The organism is Streptomyces endophyticus, from assembly GCF_035798155.1.
GTDB lineage: Bacteria > Actinomycetota > Actinomycetes > Streptomycetales > Streptomycetaceae > Streptomyces > Streptomyces endophyticus.
The window spans coordinates 15,514-40,240 of the sequence record NZ_JAOZYC010000128.1 but is presented as its reverse complement, the minus strand read 5'-3'; the positions used below and the strand labels follow the sequence as shown (position 1 = coordinate 40,240).

Here is a 24,727-nt window from a genome sequence, read left to right as displayed (position 1 = left end):
TTCCTGTCCCTCTGTCGGTCCTGTGCAGGTGGTCAGTCCGTGTTGGGCCGCGGGATCTTCCCGAGGATGGCCGAGATCCGGGACCGGTCGCCGGAGGCGACGGAGCTGGACTCCACGCTGGCGCCCGCGGTGGCGATGATGCCGTTGTTGATGATCAGTTCCTGGCGGCGCTTGAGGTCCCCCGGATCGATGTCATGGGCCTCCGCGAACTCCACCAGCGCGTCGAGGACCCGCCGCTCGACGGCCTTGAGGACCATCCCGGAGTCGGTCCGCTGGAAGTGGCGGCGGTGCTCGTCGGCCGAGGCGAGCCTGCGCACGCCCTGGCGCGCGCCGTAGTCGAACATCTTCAGCTGCGCGATCTGCCGGTGCTGTCTGCGCAGTCTGCGCTTGATACGGAAGTCGGGGGAGAACCCGGTGACGGCCCGGAACGGCGCGGCGAGCAGCACGAACGGCGTGCTGAACGCGGCCTGCCCCAGGGCCGTCAGGAACTCGCGCGGCGACGGGCTCGGCATGAGCGAGTCGATGGCCCGGTAGCGGTCCCGCAGCGGGCACAGGACCGTGGGCACCGCTTCCACGAACAGGGTGGAGTCGGAGCGGACGAACCGCAGGAACACCGAGGTCACCAACTCCCCGCCCCAACCGGTGGAATGGACCGAGAGATAGGGCCGTGCCGCGTCCTCCGGCACCCGCTTCAGGGCGCTCACCCGGTCGGAGCCGAGGTCGGCGACGGGCCGCCCCAGCGGATCGGGCAGGAACCGCTCGTCGAACCGCACCGCCGAGCCCTCGACGAAGACCCGCTCCTCGATCTCCAGGCAGGGCAGCGAGAGCGATCCGACCCGGGAGGCCACGTGCGCGTACAGGTCCGCGACGTCGAACTCGGCCGGGGTGACCGCGTCGACCCCGGAGCGCGTCACGTCGAACAGGAGTGACCACGAGTCGAGTTCCGTGCCGTACGCGGCGAACGGGGAGAAGCCGCTGTACGCCGTGACGTTCCCGTCGGCGTACCCCTTGATCTCCCGGAGCCGCCGCGCGGCGTCGTCGTTGGGCGGCGCGGGCGCCTTTCCCGGGTCGAACCGGTCGGGGCGCAGCCGCTGGAGCCGCTCGCCGTACGTGGTGGACAGGGTGAACACCAGGACGGTCAGCCAGGCGAGGAAGAGCAGGAGCAGGAAGAAGGCGTTCGCGACGTTGCCGGTCAGCAGCATCCCGATCAGCGCCAGGCACTCGACGGCCAGCAGCAGATCCCTGGCGTGCCGCCGGGCATTGGCCTCGTAGGCGTACCGCAGCACCACGGGAACGTCGCATCCGGGAGCGGGCGCCACGCCCAGGTGCGGCTCGGCGGCGACCTCCTTGATCAGCGAATCGGCGTAGTCCCGGTCGAGGAAGACCGCGGCGCACATGTACCGCGTCAGATCCGTACCCCTGCCCCAGGAGGGAACAGTGGGCACGCGCGCTGCCCCGCGGTCCGGCAGGGCGCCCCCGCACTCTCCGCAGAACGCGGCGCCCCGAACGGTTGTCGCGGAGCACGCTCCGCATGTCTCGACAGCACCGACCGCCTGGCTCATCTCATCGCACCCCCGTATGTGAGTGGGCCACTACGGTCAAGTGCACCACTCGTGCATGGGGTCGGCGGGGTACGAGCAGGCTCCCCCACAACACCTTCACCTCAACTCCCGTGTGAGACGCGGGCGTTGAGGCTCATGGGGCAGCGTCGCCGGGGGAGCGGCGGCGCTGCCCGTTCGGGGGTTACATGGAATCGACGTGCGGCCCCACGGCCGAGGACCACGCGTTGCCGGAGGATGCGTCCCAGTTGGTGGACCAGGTCATCGCGCCGCGCAGGCCCGGGTAGGTCTTCGACGGCTTGAACGAGCCGCAGTTCGTGCCCTTGGCGAGGCAGTCGAGGGCGTCGTTCACGACCGACGGGGCGACGTAACCGCTGCCCGCCGCGCTCGACGAGGCCGGCGTGCCGATGCCGACCTGGGAGGGATCGAGCCCGCCCTCCAACTGGATACAGGCGAGCGCCGTCAGGAAGTCCACCGACCCCTGGCTGTAGACCTTGCCGTCGCAGCCCAGCATCGAACCGCTGTTGTAGTACTGCATGTTGACGACAGTGAGGATGTCCTTGACCGCGAGCGCCGTCTTGAAGTACTCGGCCGAGGTCGACTGCATGTCGATGGTCTGCGGCGCCATGGTGAGCACGAACCCGCTGCCCGCCTTTGCGGCGAGGGACTTCAACGCCTGTGCCATGTAGGTGGAGTTCAGCCCGTTCTCCAGGTCGATGTCGACCCCGTCGAAGCCGTACTCCTGCATGAGCGCGTACACGGAGTCCGCGAACGCCGACGCCGAAGCCGCGTCGCTGACCTGGATGGTGCCCTTCTCGCCACCGATCGAGATGATCACGGACTTGCCCGCCGCCTGCTTGGCCTTGATGTCGGCCTTGAAGGCGTCCTCCGTGTAGCCGCCGAGGCCCGCCGAGTCGAGCGTGAAGTCGACGGCGCCGGGCGTCGCGGTGGCGTCGGCGAAGGCGACGGCAACGATGTCGTACGCGGCCGGGACGTCGGCGAGTTTCTGCACGGTCGCGCCGTTGTTGAAGTTCTGCCAGTAGCCGGTGACGGCGTGCGCGGGAACGGCGGCCGTGGAGCTCTCTGTCGTACTTGCCGCATTCGCTGTACTTGTCGTGGCGAGGCCGCCCACGGCGAGTGCCGCCGCCGTGAACGCGCCAAGAAGCACGCCGAGCCGGGACCGTCTGCGATAGGAATGCGCCATTTCTTCCTCCAAGTGGGGGGAGGTCTCCGGCACCGAAGTGGGGGAGATGTGGGGGGAGTTGGGGAAGCAGCTGCTGGCCGTACAAACTGGTCCAGACCAATGCGCTTGTCAAGAGGTGACACCGACGCTTCTTCGCCAACCCGCCGCCAACCCGCGCCCATCGCCCTGTGAACAGTGCGAAGTGGGGTGTTGCGGGGCGGCTGCGTGGATATGGTGCTGAGGCAGCGGCAACCGCGAGGTGCTGCTGGAGGGACGCAGAGCGACGACCGGGGGGTTCACGCGTGCCGACCGCCATAGCCGTGACCGACCCCGACCTGGTCCTCGCCTCACCGGACCGGCACACACCGACCGCCACCGTGCTGCCCGTGGGCGAGCCGCAGCAGAAGTATCCGCTCGACCGCGCCCTGACCGACGTCCACACACTGATCGAACAGCACGGCTACGTGATCGTGCTCTGCCCGGATTCGGCGCCGGACGCGACCGTGCACCGACTGCATTCGATACGTTCCGTGCTGGAAACCGACCGAATCGCGATCCTGCGCCCCGCGCTCCCGCCCCTCGGTCTCGCCGTCCTCGCCCTGCAATTGCGCCAGTTGTCGATCTGCGACTTCAGCCCCGGGGTGCTGGCGTCGGCGGCCCGCCTGCTCGCGCATTACGTCCACGCGGGCGCGGTCGTGGGTTCCGTCGCCAAACTGGACCGGGTCCCGGTCTCCCTGAAGGCGCACGCGAAGTCCTGGTCCCCGAACGCCCAGTTCGCGGTGGTCGCCTCACCGCAGCCCCAACTCCTGCGCCTGACCGGCTCGGAGACCCCGACAGGCCCCGCCTTCGGGACGCGCATGGTCTACGCCGTCGGCCAGCACACCCCGGACTGGCTCACCGGAGTCCTCGCCCCCGCCTGGCGGGTGCAGAGCGTGTCGCGGACGCGGCTGCCGGCCGAGTCGGCGCGGTGGTGGGCGACGGGCAAGCCGGGCAGCCCCGGCCGGATCGTCGAGTTCGCGGCGGCCATCCCCGACATCTCCGTGCTCTACCAACTGGTCTCGTCCGTCCGCCGCGAGCAGTGCCACTGGTGCGGCCTCGAACTCATCGGCGACCGCTGCGGGTTCTGCTCCGCGCCGCTGGCCGGCGAGCCGCCACCCGAGGGCACGGGCGCGATGGCGCGCTCGGCGCTCACACCTGCGGCGGGCTCGACCCGAACGGCACTCCCACGCGCTTCCCACCACTGACCCCTACCAACGAGGTTCCTCGGTCCATGAACTCACGTCAGCGCCGCGGCGTCATACTCCTGGTCGTCTCGGCCCTGTGTGCCATCGGAGCGTTCGCCGGTGTGCTCGCCGTGATCCGTGACGTGAACTCGAAGGTGGCGCCGGAGGTGGACGCGTACGAGCTGAAACAGGACGTGTCCCCGTACAAGCAGCTCGCGGCGGACCAGTTCGAGAAGGTGCGGATGCCGAAGCGATGGCTGTCGGACACGGCCGTCACCGACCTCGGCGACATCCGCGGCAAGATCGCCGTCACGCAGCTCAAGAAGGGCTCCCTGCTCCAGTCCGACATGATCGTCGACCGCCCGAAGCTGGCGGCGGGCCAGCAGGAGATCGCCATCATGATCGACGCGGAGACCGGCGTCGCCGGGAAGATCAACCCCGGCTCGAAGGTCAACATCTACGCCACCTTCAAGGCCGAGAACGACAAGGAACGCGACCAGTCCAAGGTCATCGTGGAGAACGCCGGGGTCATCGACGTGGGCAAGCTGACCCCGATCGACCAGCAGGGCGCCGCGGACAGCGAGAACTCCACCCGCAGGCAGGGCGAGGCGGTCCCGATCACCTTCGCCCTCGGCCCCGCGGACGCCCAACGAGTGGCCTACGCCGAGTCGTTCGCAACCCACGTACGCCTGGCCCTGGTCGCCCCGGGCGACGACGAAGGCATCTCCCCGGAGGACAGGTCGTACACGCTGGAGGGCGACAAGTGAGGGCACCTCAGGCCTTTCAAGTCTCGGCGCCGGTTCGGGCACCTCAAGCCCCGCTCTTGGACGAGAGCCCGCGGGGTCCGGGGCGGAGCCCCGAGACGTCAACCCCGTCGCCGCGGAACGGAGCGTCCCGCCGATGACCACCCGAATCCTCCCGGCGGTATCGGACCCGGAAACCGCGAGGGCCCTCACCACCCTCCTCTCCCAACTCCCCGACGCCGAACCCGCCCCACCCGTCCCCGACGCCACCGCCCTCCTCGACACCCTGGCAGGACTCGCCGCCGAATCCCTGGACGAGCTCCCCGAGGTCGTCCTGGTCCACGACCGCATCGGCCCCGTCCCCGCGCTCGACCTCATCCGCGACCTGGTCCTCCGCTTCCCGGCGGTGGGCGTCGTCCTGCTCACCGCGGACACCGGCCCCGCCCTCCTCACCGCCGCGATGGACAGCGGAGCGCGCGGCATCGTCGCGTTCCCCCTCGGCTACGACGCCCTCGCGGAACGCGTACACGCGGCGGCCGCCTGGTCGGCAGGCATGCGCCGGCACCTCGCGGGCGGCACGGGAACGGAACTCGTCCCGGCGGGCGGCGGCGGCCGGGTCATCGCGGTGACGGGCGCGAAGGGCGGCGTGGGAACGACGGTCACCGCGGTCCAACTCGCCCTCGCCACCCGTGCGTCGGGCCGCACGGCCGCCCTCCTGGACCTGGACCTCCAGTCCGGCGACGTGGCCTCCTACCTCGACGTCCAGTTCCGCCGCTCCGTCGCCGACCTCTCCGCGATCCGCGACATCACACCCCGCGTCCTCCAGGACGCCGCCTTCTCCCACGAGTCCGGCGTCGACCTGCTCCTGGCCCCCGCCGACGGCGAACGCGGCGAGGACATCACGGACCGCGTGGCCCGCCAGGTGATCCACGCCCTGCGCGCCCGCTACGACGTAGTGATCATCGACTGCGGTACGCAGATGGGCGCGGCGAACACCACGGCCATCGAACTCGCGGACCAGGCAGTCCTCCTGGTCACCCCGGACGTCGTGGCGGTACGGGCGGCGAAACGCATGGTCCGTCTCTGGGACCGCCTCCAGATCCGCAAGGCGGAGGAGACCCTCACGGTCGTGAACCGGCACGCCCGCTCGGCGGAGATCCAGCCGACGCTGGTGGAACGCGTAACAGGCACAAAAACGGCCCGCACCTCCATCCCCGCCGCGTACAAGGAACTCCAGGCGGCGGTCGACGCGGGCCGCATGCAGGACCTCGACAACCGCTCGACGGTCAAGCAGGCGATGTGGGCGCTGGCGGCGGAACTCGACCTCGTGGCCACGCCCGCACCCCCGACGTCGGGCCGCCGGGCCCGCCGCCGCGGCGACAAGGGCGCGGTGACCCTCGAATTCGCGGCGATGTTCCCCCTGGTCCTGGTCGTCCTCGCCCTGATGTGGCAGTGCGTCCTGTACGGCTACACGTACTCCCTGGCGGGCAACGCGGCGGACGAGGCGGCACGGGCAGCGACATCCGCTGCCGCGGGGACCGGGGACATGGCCGGGGCCTGCGATACGGCGGGCCGCAAGAACCTGCCGGGGGCGTGGCAGGACGCCCAGATCACCTGCACGGACGACGGCACGGTCACCCGAGCCACGGTGGACGTGGACGTCCCCCTCTTCTTCCCGGGCGTGAACCCCGGCTGGAAGGTCACGGGCGAGGCAGGCGCGGCGACGGAGGCGGACCGGTGAGCCATCAAGCCCCGCCGGCGATTGAGGCGCGGGGTCCGGGGCAGAGCCCCGAGGCGTCAACCCCGCCGCGCCGAAACCCGTCCGGCGACCGCGGAGTCTCCATGCTGGAGTTCGCCGGCTTCCTCCCCTTCCTCCTGGTCATCGGCATGGCCGCGATCCAACTCGGCCTCGTCGGATACGGAGCGAACCAGGCCGGATCCGCCGCCCGCGCAGCGGCCCGCGCCGAATCCCTCACCCCCGGATCCGCCCAGACGGCCGCCGCCGCCTCCACCAGCTCCTGGTTGAGGCCCGAGGCGGTCGGGGCCGTGGGCGAGGACACGGTGACGTACACGGTCACCGTTCACGTACCGCCGGTCATCCCGCTGTTCGGCGACGGTTGGTACGTCCACCGCAGCGCGACGATGCCGAACGACCATACAGACGCAGGAAGTTGAGGTGGCGAGGACATGAGCCTTCGCTCACGGGTGATCGCCACCCGCGACCCGGCGGACGGCGGCCCCGGCACCGCGACGCCCGCCGACCGCGACGAGGGCCTGGTGGCCGTCTACCGCACCAAGCTCCTCGAAGAGATCGACCTCGCGGAGATGTCGACCCTCCAGGCCGCCGAACGCCGGGTCCGTCTGGAGCGCGTGCTCGGCCACATCATCAGCCGCGAGGGCCCGGTCCTCTCCTCCACCGAACGCACCCAACTCATCCGCCGCGTCGTGGACGAGGCCCTCGGCCTCGGCATCCTCGAACCCCTCCTCGCGGACGCGTCGATCACCGAAATCATGGTGAACGGCCCGGACTCGATCTTCGTGGAGCGGGCCGGAAGGGTCGAACAGCTCCCCCTCCGCTTCACATCCTCCGAGCAGCTCATGCAGACCATCGAACGCATCGTCTCGACCGTGAACCGCCGCGTCGACGAGTCCAACCCCATGGTCGACGCCCGCCTCCCCACCGGCGAACGCGTCAACGTGATCATCCCGCCGCTCTCGCTCACCGGCGCCACGCTCACGATCCGCCGCTTCCCACGCGCGTACAGCCTGGCCGAACTCCTCGAGATCGGCTCGCTCGACGAGCACATGCTGATGTTCCTCGCGGCGTGCGTCCGCGCCCGTTTCAACATCATCGTGAGCGGCGGCACCGGCTCCGGCAAAACCACCCTCCTCAACGCCCTCTCCGCCCTCATCCCACCCCACGAACGCATCATCACCATCGAGGACTCGGCGGAACTCCAGCTCCAGCAGGACCACGTGATCCGCCTGGAGTCCCGCCCCGCGAACGTGGAGGGCAAGGGCCAGATCACCATCCGCGACCTGGTCCGCAACAGCCTGCGCATGCGCCCCGACCGCATCATCGTCGGCGAGGTCCGCGGCGGCGAGACCCTCGACATGCTCCAGGCGATGTCGACCGGCCACGACGGCTCGCTCGCCACGGTTCACGCGAACACGGCGGAGGACGCCCTGACCCGCCTCCAGACGCTCGGCTCGATGTCGGAGGTCGACGTCCCCTTCGAGGCGCTGCGCGACCAGATCAACTCGGCGGTCGACATCCTCATCCAGCTCACACGCGCCGCCGACGGCTCCCGCCGCATCACAGAGATCGCCCTCCTCCTCTCCCACGGCCGCGAACAGTTCAGGATCGCGACCGCGACCCGCTTCGTCGCGCAGCCCTACGTCTCCGGCGCCACGGACGACGAGATCCGCCGGGTCCGCGGCTACTACGAACACCTCCCGCTGCCCCGCCTCCTCGCCGACCGGCTGTACGTGGCGGGGGAGGCGGTGCCACCGGCGTTCGGTGTCGTGGAGTCGGTGGACGTACTCAACACGAGGGAGGCGACAGGATGACGACCCCTGTCCTGCTGGCCCTGCTCGCCACGGTCCTCGCCTGCGTCCTCGCGATCGCGGCCGCCCACGTGCTGTCCTCCGGCCGGGCCCGCCGCCAGGACCTGGTCGACCGCCTGGACGCGTACCCGGCGGGCGGTGCCCCCGCCGCAGGCGCGGGCGGCCGGGCCCGCCGCTTCGCCGCCATCGACCGCCGCCTGCGCCGCACCCGCCTGGGCCGCTGGGTCCACCTGCGACTGTCGGCGACGGGCCTGGACGTGACGGCGGGCGAGTTCTCGGTCTACGTGGCCGTGGTCGCGGCGGTCCTGTGGCTGCTGGCGGCCTCGACCCTCGCACCGTTCTTCGGCCCGATCGCGGCGCTGGTGACCGTCTACAGCGCGCTCATCTTCCTCAACTGGCAACGCCAGAAACGCATCGAGGCCTTCATCAACCAACTCCCGGACGTGGCCCGCCTCCTGGCGAACGCGACGGCCGCGGGCCTGGCCCTGCGTACCTCCCTCGCCATGGCGGCGGAGGAACTGGAAGCGCCCGCGGGCGAGGAACTTTCCCGGGTGGCGGACCAGTTGGCGCTCGGCCGCTCGGTCGACGACGCCCTGGACGAACTCGCGACCCGGCTGCCCTCCCGCGAACTGGTCGTCCTCGTCACGACCCTGGTCCTGTCCAACAAAGCGGGCGGCACCGTGGTCTCCTCCCTCCGGAACCTCACAAAGACGCTGGAGGACAGGAAGGAGACCCGCCGCGAGATCCGCACGATGCTCTCCGAGGTCAACGCGACGGCCTTCACGGTCCCGCTCCTCGGCCTCGGCTCCCTCCTCCTGATCAACTCCTCGAACGACGGCGCGCTGGCGCGCGTCACCGAATCGGGAGTGGGCCGCACCCTGATCCTCATCTCCCTCGCCCTCTACGGCATCGGCTTCTTCGTGATCCGCCGCCTCGGCCGAATCGAGGTGTGAGGAGACGTGACGACAACAATGACGGGCATACTCCTCGCGGCCCTGGCAGGGGCGGCGACCCTGGGCATCTTCCTCGGAGTCCGCATGTACCGGGCGGACGCCAAGGTCCCCAGCGACCTGGCGCTGGCCCTGGAAGTGGGCGCCGGCCGGGTCTCCGCCACCGGCTCCGCGGTCGACCGCATCGGCATGCGGTTCGCGCCGCTGGTGCTGCGCCTGATGGGACAGCGCCGCGTCGACGCGAAGCGCCGGAAGATCGACATGGCGGGCAACCCCGGCGGCCTGACGATCGACCGCTACGCGGCGCGGCGCGCGGTCTACGGAGCGTTCGGCCTGGTCATGGGCCTGATCTTCCTCTCCGCCGACAGCCCCCTCTTCGGCCTCCTGACCCTCGCGTTCGGCGCACTGGCGGCGGACGCGCTCATCTGGCAGGCGGTCCGCGACCGCAAGGAAGTCATCGACCGCACGCTCCCCGACTTCCTGGACGTCCTCGCGGTGGTGGTCTCGGCGGGCCTCGGCTTCCGCCAGGCGCTGGACCGCGTCTCGGAGAAGTACGAGGGCCCGTGGGCGGACGAACTGCGCATCACCCTGCGCCAGATGGACATGGGCGTCCCCCGCCGCCAGGCCTTCGACGAACTCCGCCGCCGCAATGCCTCCGAGCAGGTGGCCCAGTTCGTATCGGCACTCCAACAGGGCGAGGAACTGGGCTCCCCGATCGCGGACACGCTCATCCAACTCGCCACGGACATGCGCCGCACCGACGCCCAGAACTCCCGCCGCAGGGCGGCGAAGACGATCCCGAAGGCGACGATGGTGACGCTGGTGTTCATGCTGCCGGCGACGATGATTCTGATCGGAACGGGGATGTTCTTGGGGTCGGGTACGAACTTCGGCTCGATATTGGGCCGTTGAGAGACGTGGAGCGGAGGGCGGCGATGGCGAACAGGGCAACGCGCCGACAACTTCCGGTCAAGCGCGACCCCTTACTTGGCGAATACGAGTGCAGAGGGTTGCGCTCCACGTGCGTTGCGTGTGTTGATTTGGTTGCCTTGGCGAAAGTGCCGGAAGTGGTGAAAGGGGGCTCCCGTGATCAGGGACAAACTGCTCGGGGTGTGGGTGACGTGGACCAACGCGCTGGGAGAGCGGGTTCGGGGGGCTCGGCGGGATTCCGGGGCCGGATTTGTGGAGTACGCGGGGCTGATGATTCTGATCGCGGGGATTTTCGTCGCGATCGATCAGCTGGGATTGGACGGAAAGATCGGTACGGCCATTGGCACCGCAGTGGGCCGCGTTACGGGCGGCGGCTGAGCAGCCGCCTGCCGCGAGGCGATCGTGGCTCCACATTGCCGATCTACATCTGGCTCACCGGCATTCTGCTGTTCGCCGCGTTCGCCTTCTTCGCTTTCGCCCAGGCGGCATCCGCCCGCAACGGTGCTCAGTCCGCCGCTGACGCAGCCGCGTTGGCGGCGGCCCAGTCCGCTCGTGACGAGTTGATGCTGGGGTTGGGCGACGCACTTGAGGGAGAAGGCAATTGGCTGGACTGGCTGGATGGCCGTGATCCCGAGGACGACAGTGCGTCGGGGGCCGCAGCGAGTCGCCTGGCAGCGGCCAACGACGCCCAGGTCGTCAACGGCCCGGCCTTCAGGAAGGTCAACGGCTATCCGGGTTACGAGGTCGGCGTGGAGACCCTCCACACGGTGGGCGACACGATCATCCCCGGCACGGAGAACCAGCGGGCGAAGGCCCATGCCACGGCGGTGGTCCAGCCACGCTGCGACGTCCCCCTGGACGCCGACCCGAAGAAGCCCCTGGAGCTCGATTGTGACGGTACGACGGTGGACTTCGACCCCGAGGACTTCAACCTGGACGACCTGCCGGACGCGTCCGACCTGTTCGCCGTCCACCTTGCCGACTGACGAGAGAGGGAAGCCGCAGCGATGAACCTTCGGCGTACGACGACCACCCGCCGGGCACTGGCCGCGGCGACGATCGCGGCCGGCCTGGTCCTGTCCATGGCGGGCTGCGGAGGTGACGGCGACAAGAACGAGGGGGACGCTGCGAAGTCCTCGGCTCCTGCGCAGCAGGGCAGCGACAGCAAGTCGAAGCCCTCGGCGCCCGCGACGGACAAGACGCTGGCGGAGGTCAAGAGCAACGGCATCACGCTCGCCGTCACGTCGGCGACGCGTGACCAGGGTGGCTTCCTCAACATCACGGGCACGGTCACCAACGGGACGTCCGCGCTGTGGCTCGGTACGACTTGGAAGAGCGACGAGACCGAACTCCGGGGCAACGGCGGCTCCGTCGCGGGGGCGAGCCTGGTGGACCAGGAAGGCAAGAAGAAATACCTGGTCCTCCGCGACACCCAGGGCCGATGCCTGTGCACGAAATTCGAGGGCGGTATCGACCAGGGCAAGAGCGCCGACTGGTTCGCCCAATTCCCCGCCCCACCCGAGGGCACGAAGTCCGTCCAGCTCCAGGTCCCCACCATGCCTCCGGCCCAACTCAACCTCACCGAGGGCGAGTAACCATGCCCCGACGCCACCGAACTGCCACGACCGCCACCGTCCTCACCGCCGCAACCGCCCTCCTGCTCACCACCGGAGTGGTGGTGGCCCACGCCGACGACGAGCCCACCGGCGCCCCGCCCGGCAGCACCAGCAGCTCTCCGCCGCCCTCGGTGGACGCGAACAATCCCGGTCTGAAGCTCGCCGACGGCGCGACGCTCGCCCCCGCCAAGGTCCTGGACATCAAGTCGGTCGTGGAGGACCTCTCCGGCGAGGAACGCCGCACGGACACCAACGAGGACGTCACGTTCGCCCTCCAGGCCGAGGTCCTCTTCCCCAAGGACAGCGCCAAGCTGAACCCGGACGGAAGTTCCCGGATCCAGGCGATCGCCGACGAGATCGAGAACCAAAAGGCAAGCTCCGTACGCGTCTTCGGCTTCACCGACGACCTCGGCTCGTACGCCCACGGCCTCAAGCTCTCCAAGAACCGCGCGGAAGCCGTCCACGACGCCCTGACCGCGGCGCTCGGCGCGCAGGGCGCGGACATCACGTTCCAGGTCCGGGGCTACAGCGAGGACTACCCGATCGCGGACAACGGTTCGGAACAGGGCCGCAAGAAGAACCGCCGGGTGGAGGTCTCCCTCCCGAAGGGCGACTGAGGGCCGAGAACCTAGGGGACTGTGACGGCTGACCACGAACAGATCGTGGTCAGGCGTCACAGTCCCCTAACCCCCGATGGGAGCCCCGGAGCGTGGTCACCCCACGCGTACCGGTAGCCGCTCCACCCCGTAGACGATCGACAGCTTCCGGAACTCCAGCTCCGACGGCTCCACCGCGAGTCGCAACTCCGGGAAGCGCCGCACCAGTTGGGGGAAGGCCGCGCGCAGTTCCATCTTGCCGAGCTCCGCGCCGATGCAGCGGTGGATGCCGTAGCCGAACGCCAGGTGGGAGGAGGTGGGCGGGCGTGCGGGGAGGAAGGCGTCCATGTCGTCGCCCTCCGCGCCCAGGCGGGGATCGCGGTCCGCCGCGCTGAGCGAGACGATGACTATGTCGCCGGCGGCGAGCTGTACCCCGCCGATCTCGGTGTCCTCGCGTGCGAAGCGCGGGAAGGCGGTCTGGACGACCGTGAGGTGGCGCAGGAGTTCGTCGACGAAGGGGGCCGCGACCGTCGCCGGGTCCTCCGCGTCGCGCAGCGCCGTGAAGTGTTCGCGGTCCTTGAGCATGATCATGGTGCCGAGGGCGATCATGCTCGCCGTCGTCTCCAGGCCGCCGGTCAGGACGCCGTCCGCGAGGCCCGTGAGCTCCTCGTCGGTGATGTTGTCGCCGTGCTCGCGCACCAGCATGCCGAGCAGGCCCTCGCCGGGGTCGCGGCGCTGCTCCGCGACGACGCCGCGCAGGTAGTCGAGCGACTGGGAGACCGCGCCGAAGGAGGCACCCGCGCCGCCCAGCACGTCGAAGCGGGCGACCGAGAACTGCTGGAACGCGTCGCGCTCCTCGTACGGGACGCCGAGCAGCTCGCAGATGACGAGCGCGGGGACCGGCATCGCGAAGTGCTCGACGAAGTCGGCCGTGCCGTCGGGCGACTCCTGGGCCGCCTTCTCCAGCTGTGCCAGCTGTTCCTCGATGATCGCGTGGATGCGCGGCGTGAGCCGCGAGAGGCGGCGCATCGTGAACTCGGGCGTCAGGAGGCGGCGCAGCCGCGTGTGGTCCGGCGGGTCACAGAAGCCGAGGCCGCCGGGGTGCTGCTCGGCCTCGGCGCCGCCCACCCCCACCAGGTTGCGGAAGTCGTTGCTGAACGCCTTCGCGTTGCCGAGGACCTCCTTCGCCTCGTCGTAGCCGGACACCAGCCACACCGTCATGCCGGGCATCGGCAGTTTGCTGACGGGTTCGCGGTCGCGCAGCGCGCCGATCTCGGGGACCGGATCCACGCCGTCGCGGCGCAGCGGCAGCAGCACGGCGTCGGGCAGTCTCGACAGCACGGACAGGTCGAGACTTCCCCCCTTCCTGCGCAGCCGGGAGAAGTAGAGGCGGGTCAGCCAGGTCGCTATCGCGGAACGTACGGACATGTGCTCGCATTTCTGCGGTGAGGCGGTAGGACGGACGGGCCTGATGGAGGTATGGGGGCTGGGGAATGCCGGTGGGGAACGCCAAGGGTACGTGCGATCCCCCTGTTTTACGGAAGAGGGGCAACCCCCGGCCACACCCTGGTGCTACCCCTAGGACAGGCGAAACCGAGATGAATCCGACCCCGTGTGACTGCGATCATGCGCAGCATGACCACTTCCGACAACCTTCGTCCCCTCCACCCTCCCGTCCACCCTCCCCTCCACGGGGACCGCCCCTACGACGAGCTCGTCGCCGAGGCCGTCGCCGCACCCACCGAGGGCTGGGATTTCTCCTGGTTCGACGGACGGGCCACCGAGGAGCGCCCGTCGTGGGGTTATGCCCGCCTCATGGGGGAGCGGCTCGCCGTCGTGGAATCCGCCCTCGATCTGCACACCGGTGGCGGCGAGGTGCTGAATCTGGCCCCGCAGCTGCCGCCCCTGATGGCCGCGACCGAGGGCTGGCCCCCGAACGTCGAGAAGGCCACCCGCCTCCTGGGCCCACGGGGCGTGGTCGTCGTCGCCTCGCCCGACGACGCCCCGCTGCCCTTCGCCGACGCCGCCTTCGAGCTGGTCACCGCCCGCCACCCGGTCAAGGCGCACTTCGCGGAGATCGCCCGCGTGCTGCGCCCCGGCGGCACGTACTTCGCCCAACACGTGGGCCCCAGCAGCGTGTTCGAGCTGGTCGAGTACTTCCTGGGGCCGCAGCCCGAGCAGGTCAGGCACGGCCGTGACCCGGAGACCGAGACTCAGGAGGCGCGGGACGCCGGTCTGGAGATCGTCGACCTGCGTGCCGAGCGGCTGCGCATCGAGTTTCACGACATCGGGGCCGTTGTCCACTTTCTGCGTAAGGTCGTATGGATGGTGCCGGGATTTACCGTTGACGCCTACGAGCCCCAACTCCGGGCCCTGCATGAGCAGATCAAGAGGGATGGGGCGTTCGTGGCCCACAGCACCCGCCATCTCATCGAGGCCCGCAAGCCGTAGCCGGCCATAGCCGGAGCCTCGGGCACCGCCGCAACTCTGGCCTGTACAGCTGTCTCGCGTAAGGTCCCGCCCCATGAGCCACACGCAATTCAGCCAAGCTTTCCTTTACGAGACCGAGCGGCACGCGGCGTGGGGTGGCGCTCAGCTAGAAGCCCTCATGGCGTTCCTGCCGGACGGATCGTGGACGGCCGATCTGCCGACGTGCCGCTACCGGCAGGGCAACGTGGACCTGCGCGTCGGGGTCCTCGGCACCTATGACGCCGCCCAGCGGTCGTGGATGTGGGGCTGGGCCAACCCCGAACTGCGCGGCACGCCCGTCGCGGCGCTCTCCGAACAGGTGGGGCGTTTCGGCCAGAGTCAGGGGATAGCCGAGTTCACGACCCAGGTGATCGACCTGTCCGGCTTCCCCGACCCCCGGCGGGCCGCCGAGACCCTCGCCTTCGCGGGGATGGGTGTGGCGGGCGCCCCCGGCTACATAAGCGTGCCCGCGAACCCCGAGACCCAGGTCTACTTCCTGCCCGAGGACCCGCAGGTGCCGCGCGCCGCCCTCGACCCGGTCACCCTGCCGCGCACGCTCGTGCAGGCCGAGGGCCTGCTCGGTGTCGACGCCAAACGTCTGGTCGCGGGCTTCTTCGACCACCACGGGGTGGCGTACCGGGACAACGGCGGGCAGATCACCGCGGAGCTGCCCGGTTCCGTCCCGGCCGAGATCGGCTTCGACGAGGGGGGCCGCATCGCCGGCATCCGCCTCGCCTTGCACTGAGGGCGGCGCGACCGCAGGAAACTACGCCTCGTCGCGCAGTCCGAGGCGCAGGTGCTCCACATGGAAAAGCGCCTGGTCGAGAAGCTGCGCGACGTGGTCGTCATACAGCGCGTAAACGATTGAGCGCCCCTTGCGCTCACCGCTGACCAGGCCCAGATTGCGCAGCAGCCGCAGCTGGTGCGAGCACGCGGACTGTTCCAGACCGGCCGCCTCCGCGAGGTCGCCCACCGCGCACGGCCCCTCTTGCAGGCGGGCCAGGATGCGCAGCCGCGACGGGGTCGCGAGGGCCTGGAGCGTCGCCGCGACATCGGCCGCGCCCACGGCGTCGAGCCGCTCGCGAGTGCTGCTCTTGTGGTCGATTCCATGGCCCATGGGCTCATCGTATCCAGGTGACGACCGTCCGCCATGGCATGCATGAATAGGTCTTCATGTGTTCCTGTATCGTGAGGCCCATGCCTGCACCCGTGTCCGCCTCCGCACCGGCCGAGGCCGTCGCGGCCGCCCCCGCCGCGCCGCGCGCCACCCACGGCGCCCGCACCCCGCTGCTCGCCCTCCCCGAAGCGCGCTGGGCGGCGGCCGCGACCGTCGCCTTCCTCCTCGCCCTGCCGCTCCAACTCCTGGGCACCACCGCCTGGTTGTGGGGCCCGCTGTACGCCGTCGCGTACGTGGCCGGGGGCTGGGAGCCGGGGCTCGAAGGCCTCAAGGCGCTGCGCGAGAAGACCCTGGACGTCGACCTCCTGATGGTCGTGGCCGCGCTCGGCGCCGCCGCGATCGGGCAGGTCATGGACGGCGCCCTGCTCGTCGTGATCTTCGCGACGTCCGGCGCCCTGGAGGCCCTCGCCACCGCCCGCACCGAGGACAGCGTGCGCGGACTGCTCGACCTGGCCCCCGCGACCGCCACCCGCCTCACCTCCGACGGGACGGAGGAGACCGTCCCCGCCTCCGAACTCGCCATCGACGACGTCCTGTTGATCCGCCCCGGCGAACGCGTCGGAGCGGACGCCCGCGTCGTCGACGGCGCCAGCGATGTCGACGAGGCCACCATCACCGGCGAACCCCTGCCCGTGCCCAGGACCGTCGGCGACGAGGTCTTCGCCGGCACCCTCAACGGCACCGGCGCGCTGCGCGTCCGCGTCGTGCGCGACCCCTCCGACACGGTCATCGCGCGCATCGTCGCCCTGGTCGAGGAGGCCACCCGCACCAAGGCGCCGACCCAGCTGTTCATCGAGCGCGTCGAGCAGCGCTACGCGCTCGGCATGGTCGCCGCGACCCTCGCGGTCTTCCTGATCCCGCTCGCCTTCGGCGACGCGCTCACGGACGCACTCCTGCGGGCCATGACGTTCATGATCGTGGCCTCCCCGTGTGCCGTCGTCCTCGCGACGATGCCGCCGTTGCTGTCGGCGATCGCGAACGCGGGCCGCCACGGCGTGCTCATCAAGTCGGCGGTGGTGATGGAACGCATCGGCCGCACCGACACGGTCGCCTTCGACAAGACGGGAACACTGACGGAAGGCGTCCCCCAAGTGACGGAGGTCCGCCCCGAACCCCCGTACACAGAAGCCGAGTTGCTGACCCTGACGGCATCGGTGGAGCAGCACAGCGAACACCCGGTGGGCCGAGCGATCGTCACGGCGGCCCACGACAGGGGCTTGCCGCTCCACCCCGTCGAGGCTTTCGAGTCGGCTCCTGGAAAGGGCGTCTCGGGCAAGGTCGAACGCGCCAACGCCCCCATCACCATCGCCGCGGGCTCCCCGCACCACTTCGGCGTCGAAGCCACCACCACCCCCGGCACCGAGGTAGCCGTCCTGGTGGACGGCACCCTCGCGGGCCGGCTCACCCTCACCGACACCCTCCGCCCCACCGCGCCGGAGGCGATCCGCGCGCTGGCCACCCGCACCGGCACCGCCCCACTGCTCCTCACCGGCGACCACGAACACGCCGCGGCCGCCGTGGCCCAACAGGTCGGTATCGCCCCGGGCGACGTACGGGCAGGTCTACTGCCCGACGGAAAGGCGCACGCCGTACGTGAGTTGGCGGACGCCGGCCGCACCGTCCTCCTGGTCGGCGACGGAGTCAATGACGCGCCCGCGCTCGCCGCGGCGCACACCGGTGTGGCCATGGGGCGCGGCGGCTCGGACCTGGCCCTCGAAACCGCGGACGCTGTCCTCGTGCGGGACGAGCTGGGTGCCCTGGAGCGCACGGTGGCACTGTCCAGGCGTGCGCGCCGCCTGGTCGTCCAGAACCTCGTCATCGCCGGTGTGTTCATCGCCGGACTCGTGATCTGGGACCTGGCGGGGCACCTGCCGCTGCCGCTCGGTGTCGCGGGGCACGAGGGCTCCACCGTCCTGGTCGGCCTCAACGGCCTGCGCCTGCTGCGCGAGCGCGCCTGGACACGCTGAGCAAGCGATCCGGATCGTTATCGATACGCGATCGAATGCCGCCTAAGAATCACGTAAGTTCAGACCAACGGCAATTCGCGTGAGCAAAGCTGCGCGTCGGTACCGCGCGGCGGAGGGGGCTGCGCGGTACCCGGCCGTAATCCCGCCATTCGTTCGCGGCGGGGTCCCGGAGGGTCGCCCGCGTGTCAACCCCGCGTGTGACACGGGAGAGGGACGCCACGCCAGGGGCGCGGACCCGCGCGAATCCGGGCCGCGAACCCCGTCGAACCTGCTGAGAGGCGGCTTGAAAGCCCCCTCCAGGCGTCGTCGGACGACTTCGGAGCGTAGTTGTGCACGCCGATGCGAGCGGCGGCACTTACGAAGGGTTATGGTGGAAACCCCCCCCTCGGGCCGGTCCGTATCCCCCCCCACGGACCGGCCCGTTTTTCTTGTCCCGGTCTTGTCCGGGCGAACCCCTGCTCCCGGTACGGGAGTTCAGCGGCGGCCGTTCCAGATGTTGGTGCCCGACGTGGAGACGGCGAACGAGTCGATTTCGGTCAGCTCCTCATCGGTCAGCTTCGGGCCTTCGAGCGCCGCCAGGTTCTCCTCCAGCTGCTTGACGCTGGAGGCGCCGATCAGCGCCGACGTCATCCGCTCGTCCCGCAGCACCCAGCTCAGCGCGAGCTGCGCGAGGGACTGGCCGCGGCGCTGCGCGATGTCGTTAAGCCCGTTCAGCCGGCGGACGACGTCGTCGCTCAGCAGGTTCGGGTCGAGCGACTTGCCCTGCGTCGCGCGCGAACCCTCCGGGATCTCCTTCAGGTACTTGCCGGTCAGCAGGCCCTGCGCGAGCGGCGCGAAGGAGATGCAGCCCATCCCGGCCGCCTCCAGCGTGTCCAGCAGGTTGTCGTCCTCGGTCCAGCGGTTGAGCATCGAGTACGAGGGCTGGTGGATGATCGCCGGAACGCCCATCTCCCGGAGCAGGCGCGCCGCTTCGGCCGTCTGCTCGCTGCTGTACGAGGACACACCCACGTACAGCGCCTTGCCCTGCCGCACCGCGGAGGCGAGCGCGCCCATCGTCTCCTCAAGAGGAGTGTCCGGGTCGAAGCGGTGCGAGTAGAAGATGTCCACGTAGTCGACGCCCATCCGCTTCAGGGACGCGTCGAGGGACGACATCAGGTACTTGCGGCTGCCCCACTCCCCGTACGGACCGGGGTGCATGCGGTAGCCCGCCTTGGTCGAGATGACGAGTTCGTCACGGTACGGCGCGAAGTCCTGGGCGAAGATCTTGCCGAAGTTCAGCTCGGCGCTGCCGGGCGGCGGCCCGTAGTTGTTCGCGAGGTCGAAGTGTGTGACGCCCAGGTCGAAGGCGCGGCGCAGGATCGAGCGCTGGGACGCAAGTGTGCGGTCGTCCCCGAAGTTGTGCCACAGTCCGAGGGAAACGGCGGGGAGCTTCAGGCCGCTGCGGCCAGTGCGCCGGTACTCCATGGAACCGTACCGACCCGCCGAGGCGACGTAAGGAGAGGTGTCGTTCATGGACACGAAGCTACGTCAGGTCACTGACACCCCATAGCTGACACCTGGCTACCCCCGAGTAGGCTTCCGCCTTCGGGACTTCCATCTGCACGGAGGGCAAAAAGACCGTGAACCTGCGCGACAAGCTGCGCAACCTGCTCGTCGGGCTGTATGCACGCCGGGTGGAAGGCCACCTGGACCACGCCCAGGTGCCCAAGCACATCGGCGTCATCATGGATGGCAACCGCCGCTGGGCCAAGGCCGCCGGATCCACCACCGCCGAGGGCCACCAGGCGGGCGCGGCCAAGATCGAGGAGTTCCTCGGCTGGTGCAGCGAGACGGACGTCGAGGTCGTCACGCTCTGGCTGCTCTCGACGGACAACTTCGACCGCCCCCAGGAGGAGCTGGTCCCGCTCCTCGGCATCATCGAGGACACCGTGCGCACGCTCGCCGAGGACGGCCGCTGGCGCGTGCAGCACGTCGGCAACACCGACATCCTCCCGTCGGGCCTGCAGGCCGTGCTCAAGGAGGCCGAGGAGTCCACCGCGGACCGCGACGGAATAGTGGTCAACGTCGCGATCGGCTACGGCGGCCGCCAGGAGATCGCCGACGCCGTCCGCTCGATGCTGCTCGACGCCTCGGACAAGGGGAACTCGCTCGAGGACGTCGCCGACACCGTCACCGTCGACGCCATCGGCAAGCACCTGTACACCAAGGAGCAGCCCGACCCGGACCTGGTCATCCGCACCAGCGGCGAGCAGCGGCTGTCCGGCTTCATGCTCTGGCAGACGGCCCACTCCGAGTACTACTTCTGTGACGTGTTCTGGCCGGCCTTCCGCAAGGTGGACTTCCTGCGCGCGATGCGCGACTACGCCGTGCGCCACCGCCGTTTCGGCGGCTGACGCCGGTCACCGAGAGACGTACGTCATCGGGAGTTAACGAACGCGCCGCCATGTGCTTTTGCATGGCGGCGCTTGTTCGAGGGAATAAGCCTTCCAAGTCGGTGCCCGAACCAAGGACACCGCATCTCAGCGGACGGCAAGGCCCGTCCGCCCGGGAGGCCCTTTGCACCAGGACGACCGTACGCAGATGGGTACGGACGACGACTTGGAGGGCCGGTTCTCGGCCCGCGCATCGCGGCCGATGAACCGGCCCCGAAAATCCGTCGCTCCCCGACCTCATCCGAGGGGGTACGTCCTTCCGTGGTGACCAGTAACAAGCGCCTTCCCAAGCCCGACCGGCGCACCTATGTACTCGACACCAGCGTCCTGCTGGCCGATCCGAACTCCATGACCCGTTTCGACGAGCACGAAGTTGTCCTTCCTGTCGTCGTGGTCACGGAATTGGAGGCCAAACGGCACCATCCGGAGCTGGGTTATTTCGCCAGGCAGGCACTGCGCCTGCTCGACGACTACCGGATCCGCCACGGACGCCTGGACGCGCCGATCCCGACCGGCGAACTGGGCGGCACCCTGCGCGTCGAGCTCAACCACTCCGACCCCAGCGTGCTGCCCTCGGGCTACCGCCTGGGTGACAACGACAGCCGCATCCTGGCGGTCGCCCGCAATCTGCAGGCCGAGGGATACGACGTCACCGTCGTGTCGAAGGATCTGCCGCTGCGGATCAAGGCGTCCTCCGTGGGCCTCCTCGCCGAGGAGTACCGCGCCGAACTCGCCATCACGGACTCCGGCTGGACCGGCATGTCCGAACTGACGCTGCCCGCCGAGCAGGTCGACCTCCTCTTCGAAGAGGACACCCTCTACGTTCCCGAGGCCGCCGACCTTCCCGTGCACACGGGTCTGACGATCCAGTCCGAGCGCGGCAAGGCGCTCGGCCGCGTCACACCCGAGGGCAACGTCCGCCTGGTGCGCGGCGATCGGGAGGCCTTCGGCCTCAAGGGGCGCAGCGCCGAGCAGCGAATCGCCCTCGATCTGCTGCTCGACCCGGACATCGGGATCATCTCGATGGGCGGCCGGGCCGGCACCGGCAAGTCCGCGCTCGCGCTCTGCGCGGGCCTGGAGGCCGTCCTGGAGCGGCGCCAGCACAAGAAGGTGATGGTCTTCCGTCCCCTCTATGCGGTCGGCGGGCAGGAGCTCGGCTATCTGCCGGGATCCGAGGCCGAGAAGATGGGGCCGTGGGCGCAGGCGGTCTTCGACACGCTGTCCGCCGTCACATCGCGCGAGGTGATCGAAGAGGTCACCGCCCGGGGGATGCTGGAGGTCCTGCCGCTCACCCACATCAGGGGCCGCTCGCTGCACGACGCGTTCGTGATCGTGGACGAGGCGCAGTCCCTGGAGCGGAACGTCCTTCTGACGGTCCTCTCGCGCATCGGGGCCAACTCGCGTGTCGTCCTCACCCATGACGTCGCGCAGCGCGACAACCTCCGTGTCGGCCGGTACGACGGGGTGGTCGCGGTCGTCGAGAAGCTGAAGGGACATCCGCTCTTCGCGCACGTCACGCTCACCCGATCGGAAAGGTCGCAGATCGCGGCCCTGGTGACCGAAATGCTGGAGGACGTTCAGATCTAGCCCGTATAGGGGCTGTTCACCCTTTTTGGCGCCGTTCGGCAAGGTCCGAGAGCCTAGCCGGGCGGCGTCGCGGCGTGTGCTCGTTTCCGCAAAACCCCTGGGGCAAACGGGGTGTGACGTTTGCCACGCGGTGGGGAATTGCCTTGCCATGCTCCGATGCGGCAGAGTCACGGTCCTGTCAGGCCCCGCATACGACACTTGCGTGCCCCCAGCGGTACGAAACCACCGCAGCACCAGCTGCATCTGAACTACATAGAGGCCGTCGTATGCCGCCCGAGTACCACGCGGCTCTCCCCTCGCGGGAGTTGCCCACCGGGCCCGTGTCTCCCGTGACCCCGCAGTTGGGAGACCAGTGCCAGGGGCACGATTGCGTCCGCGACGGTCACCTCAAGCGGGCGATGCTGGAAGGAAACCGTGTGAGCCGGATTTCGGTCCGGGGATTCGCAGTGGTCTCGGCCACCGCGGTCACCACAGTCGGCGCCGTCGTTGGTGTTGCCTCGGGCAGCACCGGTCAGCCCTCTCAGGAGGCTGAGGCAACGGCGAGCGACTCGACCCTCCTCGCAGACATCCCTGCTGGTCAGCAGGCGCAGGTGCAGACCTCGTCGCTGAAGCAGCAGGCGCAGACCCAGGCCATCGCGGCCGACACGGCTGCGCAGAAGTCCGCCGAGGAGTCCGCCCGGAAGCAGGCAGCCGAGGACGCGGTCGCCAAGCAGCAGGCCGCACAGGACGCCAAGGAGGCAAAGGAGAAGGCGGAGAAGGAGGCCAAGGAGCGGGAGGCAGCCAAGAAGGCAGCCGCCAGCCGTTCGGCCACCCGAGACGCCTCCGACTTCGCATCCCAGGCTTCGTACAGCGTCGCCCAGGTTCAGTCGATGGCCCGTCAGATGGTGCCGTCCGGACAGTTCCAGTGCTTCAGCAACATCGTGGACCACGAGTCCACCTGGAACTACAAGGCCACCAACGCCTCGTCCGGTGCCTACGGTCTCTTCCAGGCGCTGCCCGGAACGAAGATGTCGTCGGCGGGCGCGGACTGGCAGACCAACCCGGCCACACAGATAAAGTGGGGCCTCGGTTACATGAACGACCGCTATGGCAGCCCCTGCGAGGCCTGGTCGTTCTGGCAGGCCAACAACTGGTACTGAGCAACCAGTAGTTCGCAACCTCGCGAAGCCCCTCACCGTCCTCACGGTGAGGGGTTTCGGCGTTTCCACGCGATACGGTCGGTGCCACAGGCTCAAAGAGGACGGATGATGTCGCGAGTTCCAGGGTGGCTCGGCCGGTTCGGTGCGGGAATCAACAAGATGGGCGAGCGCCTGGACGAGCGCCGCGCGGAGGCCGAGCGGGCCGAGGAGGACGAGCTGTCGGCCCCGCCGAGGGGCGCCCCGGCCAGAGCTCCTGACCCGGATCCGGGCGCCCGGGGCCCGGACGAACCAGCACCCGAGCACGACACGGGCCGGGTGCCCGCCCCGCCCGCGTACGCGCCGACCGTGGCCCCGCGGCCCGAGCCGGTCGTCGCCCTGCCGTGGGGCCTTCGGGTGGCCGCGGAGGCGGGCTGGCGGTTCCTGGTCCTCGCCGGGACGCTCTGGGTGCTGATGAAGGTCATCAGTTCGGTGCAGCTGGTGATCTTCGCGTTCATCGCGGCGCTGCTCATCACCGCGCTGTTGCAGCCGACGGTGGCCCGCCTCATGCGGCGCGGCGTGCCGCGCGGCCTCGCCACGGCCCTGACCGCGATTCTCGGCTTCGTCATCATGGGGCTCGTCGGCTGGTTCGTGGTCTGGCAGGTCCAGGAGAACATCGACCAGCTGTCCGAACAGGTCCAGGACGGCATCGACGATCTGCGCCGATGGCTGCTCAACAGCCCGTTCCACGTGACCGACGGTCAGATCAACGACATCGCCAAGTCACTGCGCGACGCGGTCGGCGCGAACACGGACGAGATCACGTCGGCCGGCCTCGAAGGCGTCACCGTCATCGTCGAGGCGTTGACGGGCGTACTCCTCACGATGTTCTCGACGCTGTTCCTGCTCTACGACGGCCGGCGTATCTGGGAGTGGACCCTGGGGCTCGTCCCGGCGCAGGCCCGTCCCGGCATCGCGGGCGCGGGGCCGCGCGCCTGGCGCACGCTCACGGCGTACGTCCGCGGGACGGTGATAGTGGCGTTGATCGACGCCATCTTCATCGGCCTCGGAATCTTCTTCCTCGGTGTCCCGATGGCGGTGCCGCTGGCCGTCTTCATCTTCTTGTTCGCGTTCATCCCGCTGGTGGGCGCCGTCGTCTCCGGCGCGCTCGCCGTGGTCGTCGCGCTGGTGACGCAGGGCGTGTTCACCGCGGTGATGACGCTGGGCGTGGTGCTCGCGGTGCAGCAGATCGAGGGCCACATCCTGCAGCCGTTCATCCTGGGCCGCGCGGTACGGGTGCATCCTCTTGCCGTCGTCCTCGCGGTGGCCGCGGGCGGCATGGTGTCCGGGATCGGGGGAGCGGTGGTGGCGGTGCCACTGGTGGCGGTCACGAACACGGTCGTCGTCTACCTCCGGGCGTGGTCCCGGGAGGCCCACCTCGCTCACACACCGGAACCCAGGGGCGCGACGGCAGTCAATTCAAGCCCCGCCGGCGATTGAGGCGCGGGGTCCGGGGCAGCGCCCCGTGACATGGGAAACGGGGGCCGGATGATTCCGGCCCCCGTTCCTTACGCCTCGGGGCTCCGCCCCGGACCCCGCTGCTCAATCGCCGC

The 24,727-nt window shown here is 69.7% G+C and carries 23 protein-coding genes; 18 read left to right on the top strand and 5 right to left on the bottom strand.

What is annotated here, in order from left to right:
• Window positions 1-32 precede the first annotated feature (32 nt).
• Window positions 33-1,445, bottom strand: a complete 1,413-nt coding sequence (locus OKJ99_RS21405; protein ID WP_326018675.1) for a zinc ribbon domain-containing protein — start codon at window positions 1,443-1,445, stop codon at window positions 33-35.
• 298 nt (window positions 1,446-1,743) lie between these two features.
• Entirely contained in the window at window positions 1,744-2,763 is a 1,020-nt protein-coding gene (locus OKJ99_RS21400) for a chitinase (protein ID WP_326018673.1), read from the bottom strand.
• Between the two features lie 281 nt (window positions 2,764-3,044).
• Here OKJ99_RS21400 and OKJ99_RS21395 point away from each other — a divergent pair, with 281 nt between their 5' ends.
• The 11 genes from OKJ99_RS21395 to OKJ99_RS21345 all read left to right on the top strand — a co-directional run bounded on the left by OKJ99_RS21395 (window position 3,045) and on the right by OKJ99_RS21345 (window position 12,388).
• Window positions 3,045-3,986 (top strand): hypothetical protein, encoded by a 942-nt coding sequence (locus OKJ99_RS21395; protein ID WP_326018671.1) that lies wholly within the window; start codon window positions 3,045-3,047, stop codon window positions 3,984-3,986.
• 26 nt (window positions 3,987-4,012) lie between these two features.
• Window positions 4,013-4,732 carry a Flp pilus assembly protein CpaB gene (cpaB, locus tag OKJ99_RS21390; RefSeq protein ID WP_326018670.1) on the top strand — a complete coding sequence of 240 codons (720 nt, stop codon included), beginning with the start codon at window positions 4,013-4,015 and terminating at the stop codon, window positions 4,730-4,732.
• 133 nt (window positions 4,733-4,865) lie between these two features.
• A complete protein-coding gene (locus tag OKJ99_RS21385) occupies window positions 4,866-6,449 on the top strand; it encodes an AAA family ATPase (protein ID WP_326018669.1) in 1,584 nt (527 codons plus the stop codon).
• Window positions 6,450-6,550: 101 nt separating this feature from the next.
• Entirely contained in the window at window positions 6,551-6,883 is a 333-nt protein-coding gene (locus tag OKJ99_RS21380) for a TadE/TadG family type IV pilus assembly protein (protein ID WP_326018667.1), read from the top strand.
• Window positions 6,884-6,895: 12 nt separating this feature from the next.
• Window positions 6,896-8,278 (top strand): CpaF family protein, encoded by a 1,383-nt coding sequence (locus OKJ99_RS21375; RefSeq protein WP_326018665.1) that lies wholly within the window; start codon window positions 6,896-6,898, stop codon window positions 8,276-8,278.
• Entirely contained in the window at window positions 8,275-9,228 is a 954-nt protein-coding gene (locus OKJ99_RS21370; RefSeq protein ID WP_326018663.1) for a type II secretion system F family protein, read from the top strand. The genes OKJ99_RS21375 and OKJ99_RS21370 overlap by 4 nt, the downstream gene beginning before the upstream one ends.
• 18 nt (window positions 9,229-9,246) lie before the next feature.
• Window positions 9,247-10,137 (top strand): DUF5936 domain-containing protein, encoded by an 891-nt coding sequence (locus tag OKJ99_RS21365; RefSeq protein WP_326018662.1) that lies wholly within the window; start codon window positions 9,247-9,249, stop codon window positions 10,135-10,137.
• A gap of 174 nt (window positions 10,138-10,311) precedes the next feature.
• Window positions 10,312-10,533: a hypothetical protein gene (locus OKJ99_RS21360; RefSeq protein ID WP_407700735.1), complete on the top strand. Its 222-nt coding sequence runs from the start codon at window positions 10,312-10,314 to the stop codon at window positions 10,531-10,533.
• Between the two features lie 35 nt (window positions 10,534-10,568).
• The gene (locus OKJ99_RS21355; protein ID WP_326018660.1) at window positions 10,569-11,141 is read left to right on the top strand and encodes a pilus assembly protein TadG-related protein; all 573 of its coding nucleotides are present in this window, start codon (window positions 10,569-10,571) and stop codon (window positions 11,139-11,141) included.
• A gap of 21 nt (window positions 11,142-11,162) precedes the next feature.
• Window positions 11,163-11,750 carry a hypothetical protein gene (locus OKJ99_RS21350; protein ID WP_326018658.1) on the top strand — a complete coding sequence of 196 codons (588 nt, stop codon included), beginning with the start codon at window positions 11,163-11,165 and terminating at the stop codon, window positions 11,748-11,750.
• A gap of 2 nt (window positions 11,751-11,752) precedes the next feature.
• Window positions 11,753-12,388: an OmpA family protein gene (locus tag OKJ99_RS21345; RefSeq protein ID WP_326018656.1), complete on the top strand. Its 636-nt coding sequence runs from the start codon at window positions 11,753-11,755 to the stop codon at window positions 12,386-12,388.
• 96 nt (window positions 12,389-12,484) lie between these two features.
• Here OKJ99_RS21345 and OKJ99_RS21340 read toward each other — a convergent pair whose 3' ends face one another.
• The gene (locus tag OKJ99_RS21340) at window positions 12,485-13,795 is read right to left on the bottom strand and encodes a cytochrome P450 (RefSeq protein WP_326018654.1); all 1,311 of its coding nucleotides are present in this window, start codon (window positions 13,793-13,795) and stop codon (window positions 12,485-12,487) included.
• A gap of 207 nt (window positions 13,796-14,002) precedes the next feature.
• Between OKJ99_RS21340 and OKJ99_RS21335 the strand changes: the two genes are divergently transcribed.
• Entirely contained in the window at window positions 14,003-14,818 is an 816-nt protein-coding gene (locus tag OKJ99_RS21335) for a class I SAM-dependent methyltransferase (RefSeq protein ID WP_326018653.1), read from the top strand.
• 73 nt (window positions 14,819-14,891) lie between these two features.
• Window positions 14,892-15,581 carry a DUF6882 domain-containing protein gene (locus tag OKJ99_RS21330; RefSeq protein ID WP_326018651.1) on the top strand — a complete coding sequence of 230 codons (690 nt, stop codon included), beginning with the start codon at window positions 14,892-14,894 and terminating at the stop codon, window positions 15,579-15,581.
• Window positions 15,582-15,602: 21 nt separating this feature from the next.
• Here OKJ99_RS21330 and OKJ99_RS21325 read toward each other — a convergent pair whose 3' ends face one another.
• On the bottom strand, window positions 15,603-15,953 hold the full coding sequence (locus OKJ99_RS21325) for an ArsR/SmtB family transcription factor (protein ID WP_326018650.1): 351 nt from the start codon (window positions 15,951-15,953) through the stop codon (window positions 15,603-15,605).
• Between the two features lie 80 nt (window positions 15,954-16,033).
• On the opposite strand from OKJ99_RS21325, the gene OKJ99_RS21320 reads away from it, so the two are divergent.
• Entirely contained in the window at window positions 16,034-17,980 is a 1,947-nt protein-coding gene (locus tag OKJ99_RS21320) for a heavy metal translocating P-type ATPase (RefSeq protein ID WP_326018649.1), read from the top strand.
• A 474-nt stretch (window positions 17,981-18,454) separates the two neighbouring features.
• Here the strand turns inward: OKJ99_RS21320 and mgrA are convergent, their stop codons facing one another.
• The gene (gene mgrA / locus OKJ99_RS21315; RefSeq protein WP_326018648.1) at window positions 18,455-19,492 is read right to left on the bottom strand and encodes an L-glyceraldehyde 3-phosphate reductase; all 1,038 of its coding nucleotides are present in this window, start codon (window positions 19,490-19,492) and stop codon (window positions 18,455-18,457) included.
• 107 nt (window positions 19,493-19,599) lie between these two features.
• Between mgrA and OKJ99_RS21310 the strand changes: the two genes are divergently transcribed.
• The 4 genes from OKJ99_RS21310 to OKJ99_RS21295 all read left to right on the top strand — a co-directional run bounded on the left by OKJ99_RS21310 (window position 19,600) and on the right by OKJ99_RS21295 (window position 24,614).
• Window positions 19,600-20,373: an isoprenyl transferase gene (locus OKJ99_RS21310; protein ID WP_326018646.1), complete on the top strand. Its 774-nt coding sequence runs from the start codon at window positions 19,600-19,602 to the stop codon at window positions 20,371-20,373.
• 300 nt (window positions 20,374-20,673) lie between these two features.
• Window positions 20,674-21,999, top strand: a complete 1,326-nt coding sequence (locus tag OKJ99_RS21305) for a PhoH family protein (protein ID WP_326018644.1) — start codon at window positions 20,674-20,676, stop codon at window positions 21,997-21,999.
• Between the two features lie 416 nt (window positions 22,000-22,415).
• Window positions 22,416-23,138 (top strand): aggregation-promoting factor C-terminal-like domain-containing protein, encoded by a 723-nt coding sequence (locus tag OKJ99_RS21300; protein WP_456115192.1) that lies wholly within the window; start codon window positions 22,416-22,418, stop codon window positions 23,136-23,138.
• Window positions 23,139-23,246: 108 nt separating this feature from the next.
• The gene (locus OKJ99_RS21295; protein WP_326018642.1) at window positions 23,247-24,614 is read left to right on the top strand and encodes an AI-2E family transporter; all 1,368 of its coding nucleotides are present in this window, start codon (window positions 23,247-23,249) and stop codon (window positions 24,612-24,614) included.
• Window positions 24,615-24,727: the final 113 nt, after the last annotated feature.

What these genes read in the sequence shown, in the direction of transcription:
- cpaB (WP_326018670.1), top strand. Translation starts at nt 4,013, where the DNA reads ATGAACTCACGTCAGCGCCGCGGCGTCATACTCCTGGTCGTCTCGGCC.
- OKJ99_RS21295 (WP_326018642.1), top strand. Translation starts at nt 23,247, where the DNA reads ATGTCGCGAGTTCCAGGGTGGCTCGGCCGGTTCGGTGCGGGAATCAAC.
- OKJ99_RS21340 (WP_326018654.1), bottom strand. Translation starts at nt 13,795, where the DNA reads ATGTCCGTACGTTCCGCGATAGCGACCTGGCTGACCCGCCTCTACTTC.
- OKJ99_RS21385 (WP_326018669.1), top strand. Translation starts at nt 4,866, where the DNA reads ATGACCACCCGAATCCTCCCGGCGGTATCGGACCCGGAAACCGCGAGG.
- OKJ99_RS21400 (WP_326018673.1), bottom strand. Translation starts at nt 2,763, where the DNA reads ATGGCGCATTCCTATCGCAGACGGTCCCGGCTCGGCGTGCTTCTTGGC.
- OKJ99_RS21325 (WP_326018650.1), bottom strand. Translation starts at nt 15,953, where the DNA reads ATGGGCCATGGAATCGACCACAAGAGCAGCACTCGCGAGCGGCTCGAC.
- OKJ99_RS21330 (WP_326018651.1), top strand. Translation starts at nt 14,892, where the DNA reads ATGAGCCACACGCAATTCAGCCAAGCTTTCCTTTACGAGACCGAGCGG.
- OKJ99_RS21375 (WP_326018665.1), top strand. Translation starts at nt 6,896, where the DNA reads ATGAGCCTTCGCTCACGGGTGATCGCCACCCGCGACCCGGCGGACGGC.
- OKJ99_RS21335 (WP_326018653.1), top strand. Translation starts at nt 14,003, where the DNA reads ATGACCACTTCCGACAACCTTCGTCCCCTCCACCCTCCCGTCCACCCT.
- OKJ99_RS21320 (WP_326018649.1), top strand. Translation starts at nt 16,034, where the DNA reads ATGCCTGCACCCGTGTCCGCCTCCGCACCGGCCGAGGCCGTCGCGGCC.
- OKJ99_RS21380 (WP_326018667.1), top strand. Translation starts at nt 6,551, where the DNA reads ATGCTGGAGTTCGCCGGCTTCCTCCCCTTCCTCCTGGTCATCGGCATG.
- OKJ99_RS21345 (WP_326018656.1), top strand. Translation starts at nt 11,753, where the DNA reads ATGCCCCGACGCCACCGAACTGCCACGACCGCCACCGTCCTCACCGCC.
- OKJ99_RS21370 (WP_326018663.1), top strand. Translation starts at nt 8,275, where the DNA reads ATGACGACCCCTGTCCTGCTGGCCCTGCTCGCCACGGTCCTCGCCTGC.
- OKJ99_RS21365 (WP_326018662.1), top strand. Translation starts at nt 9,247, where the DNA reads ATGACGGGCATACTCCTCGCGGCCCTGGCAGGGGCGGCGACCCTGGGC.
- OKJ99_RS21350 (WP_326018658.1), top strand. Translation starts at nt 11,163, where the DNA reads ATGAACCTTCGGCGTACGACGACCACCCGCCGGGCACTGGCCGCGGCG.
- mgrA (WP_326018648.1), bottom strand. Translation starts at nt 19,492, where the DNA reads ATGAACGACACCTCTCCTTACGTCGCCTCGGCGGGTCGGTACGGTTCC.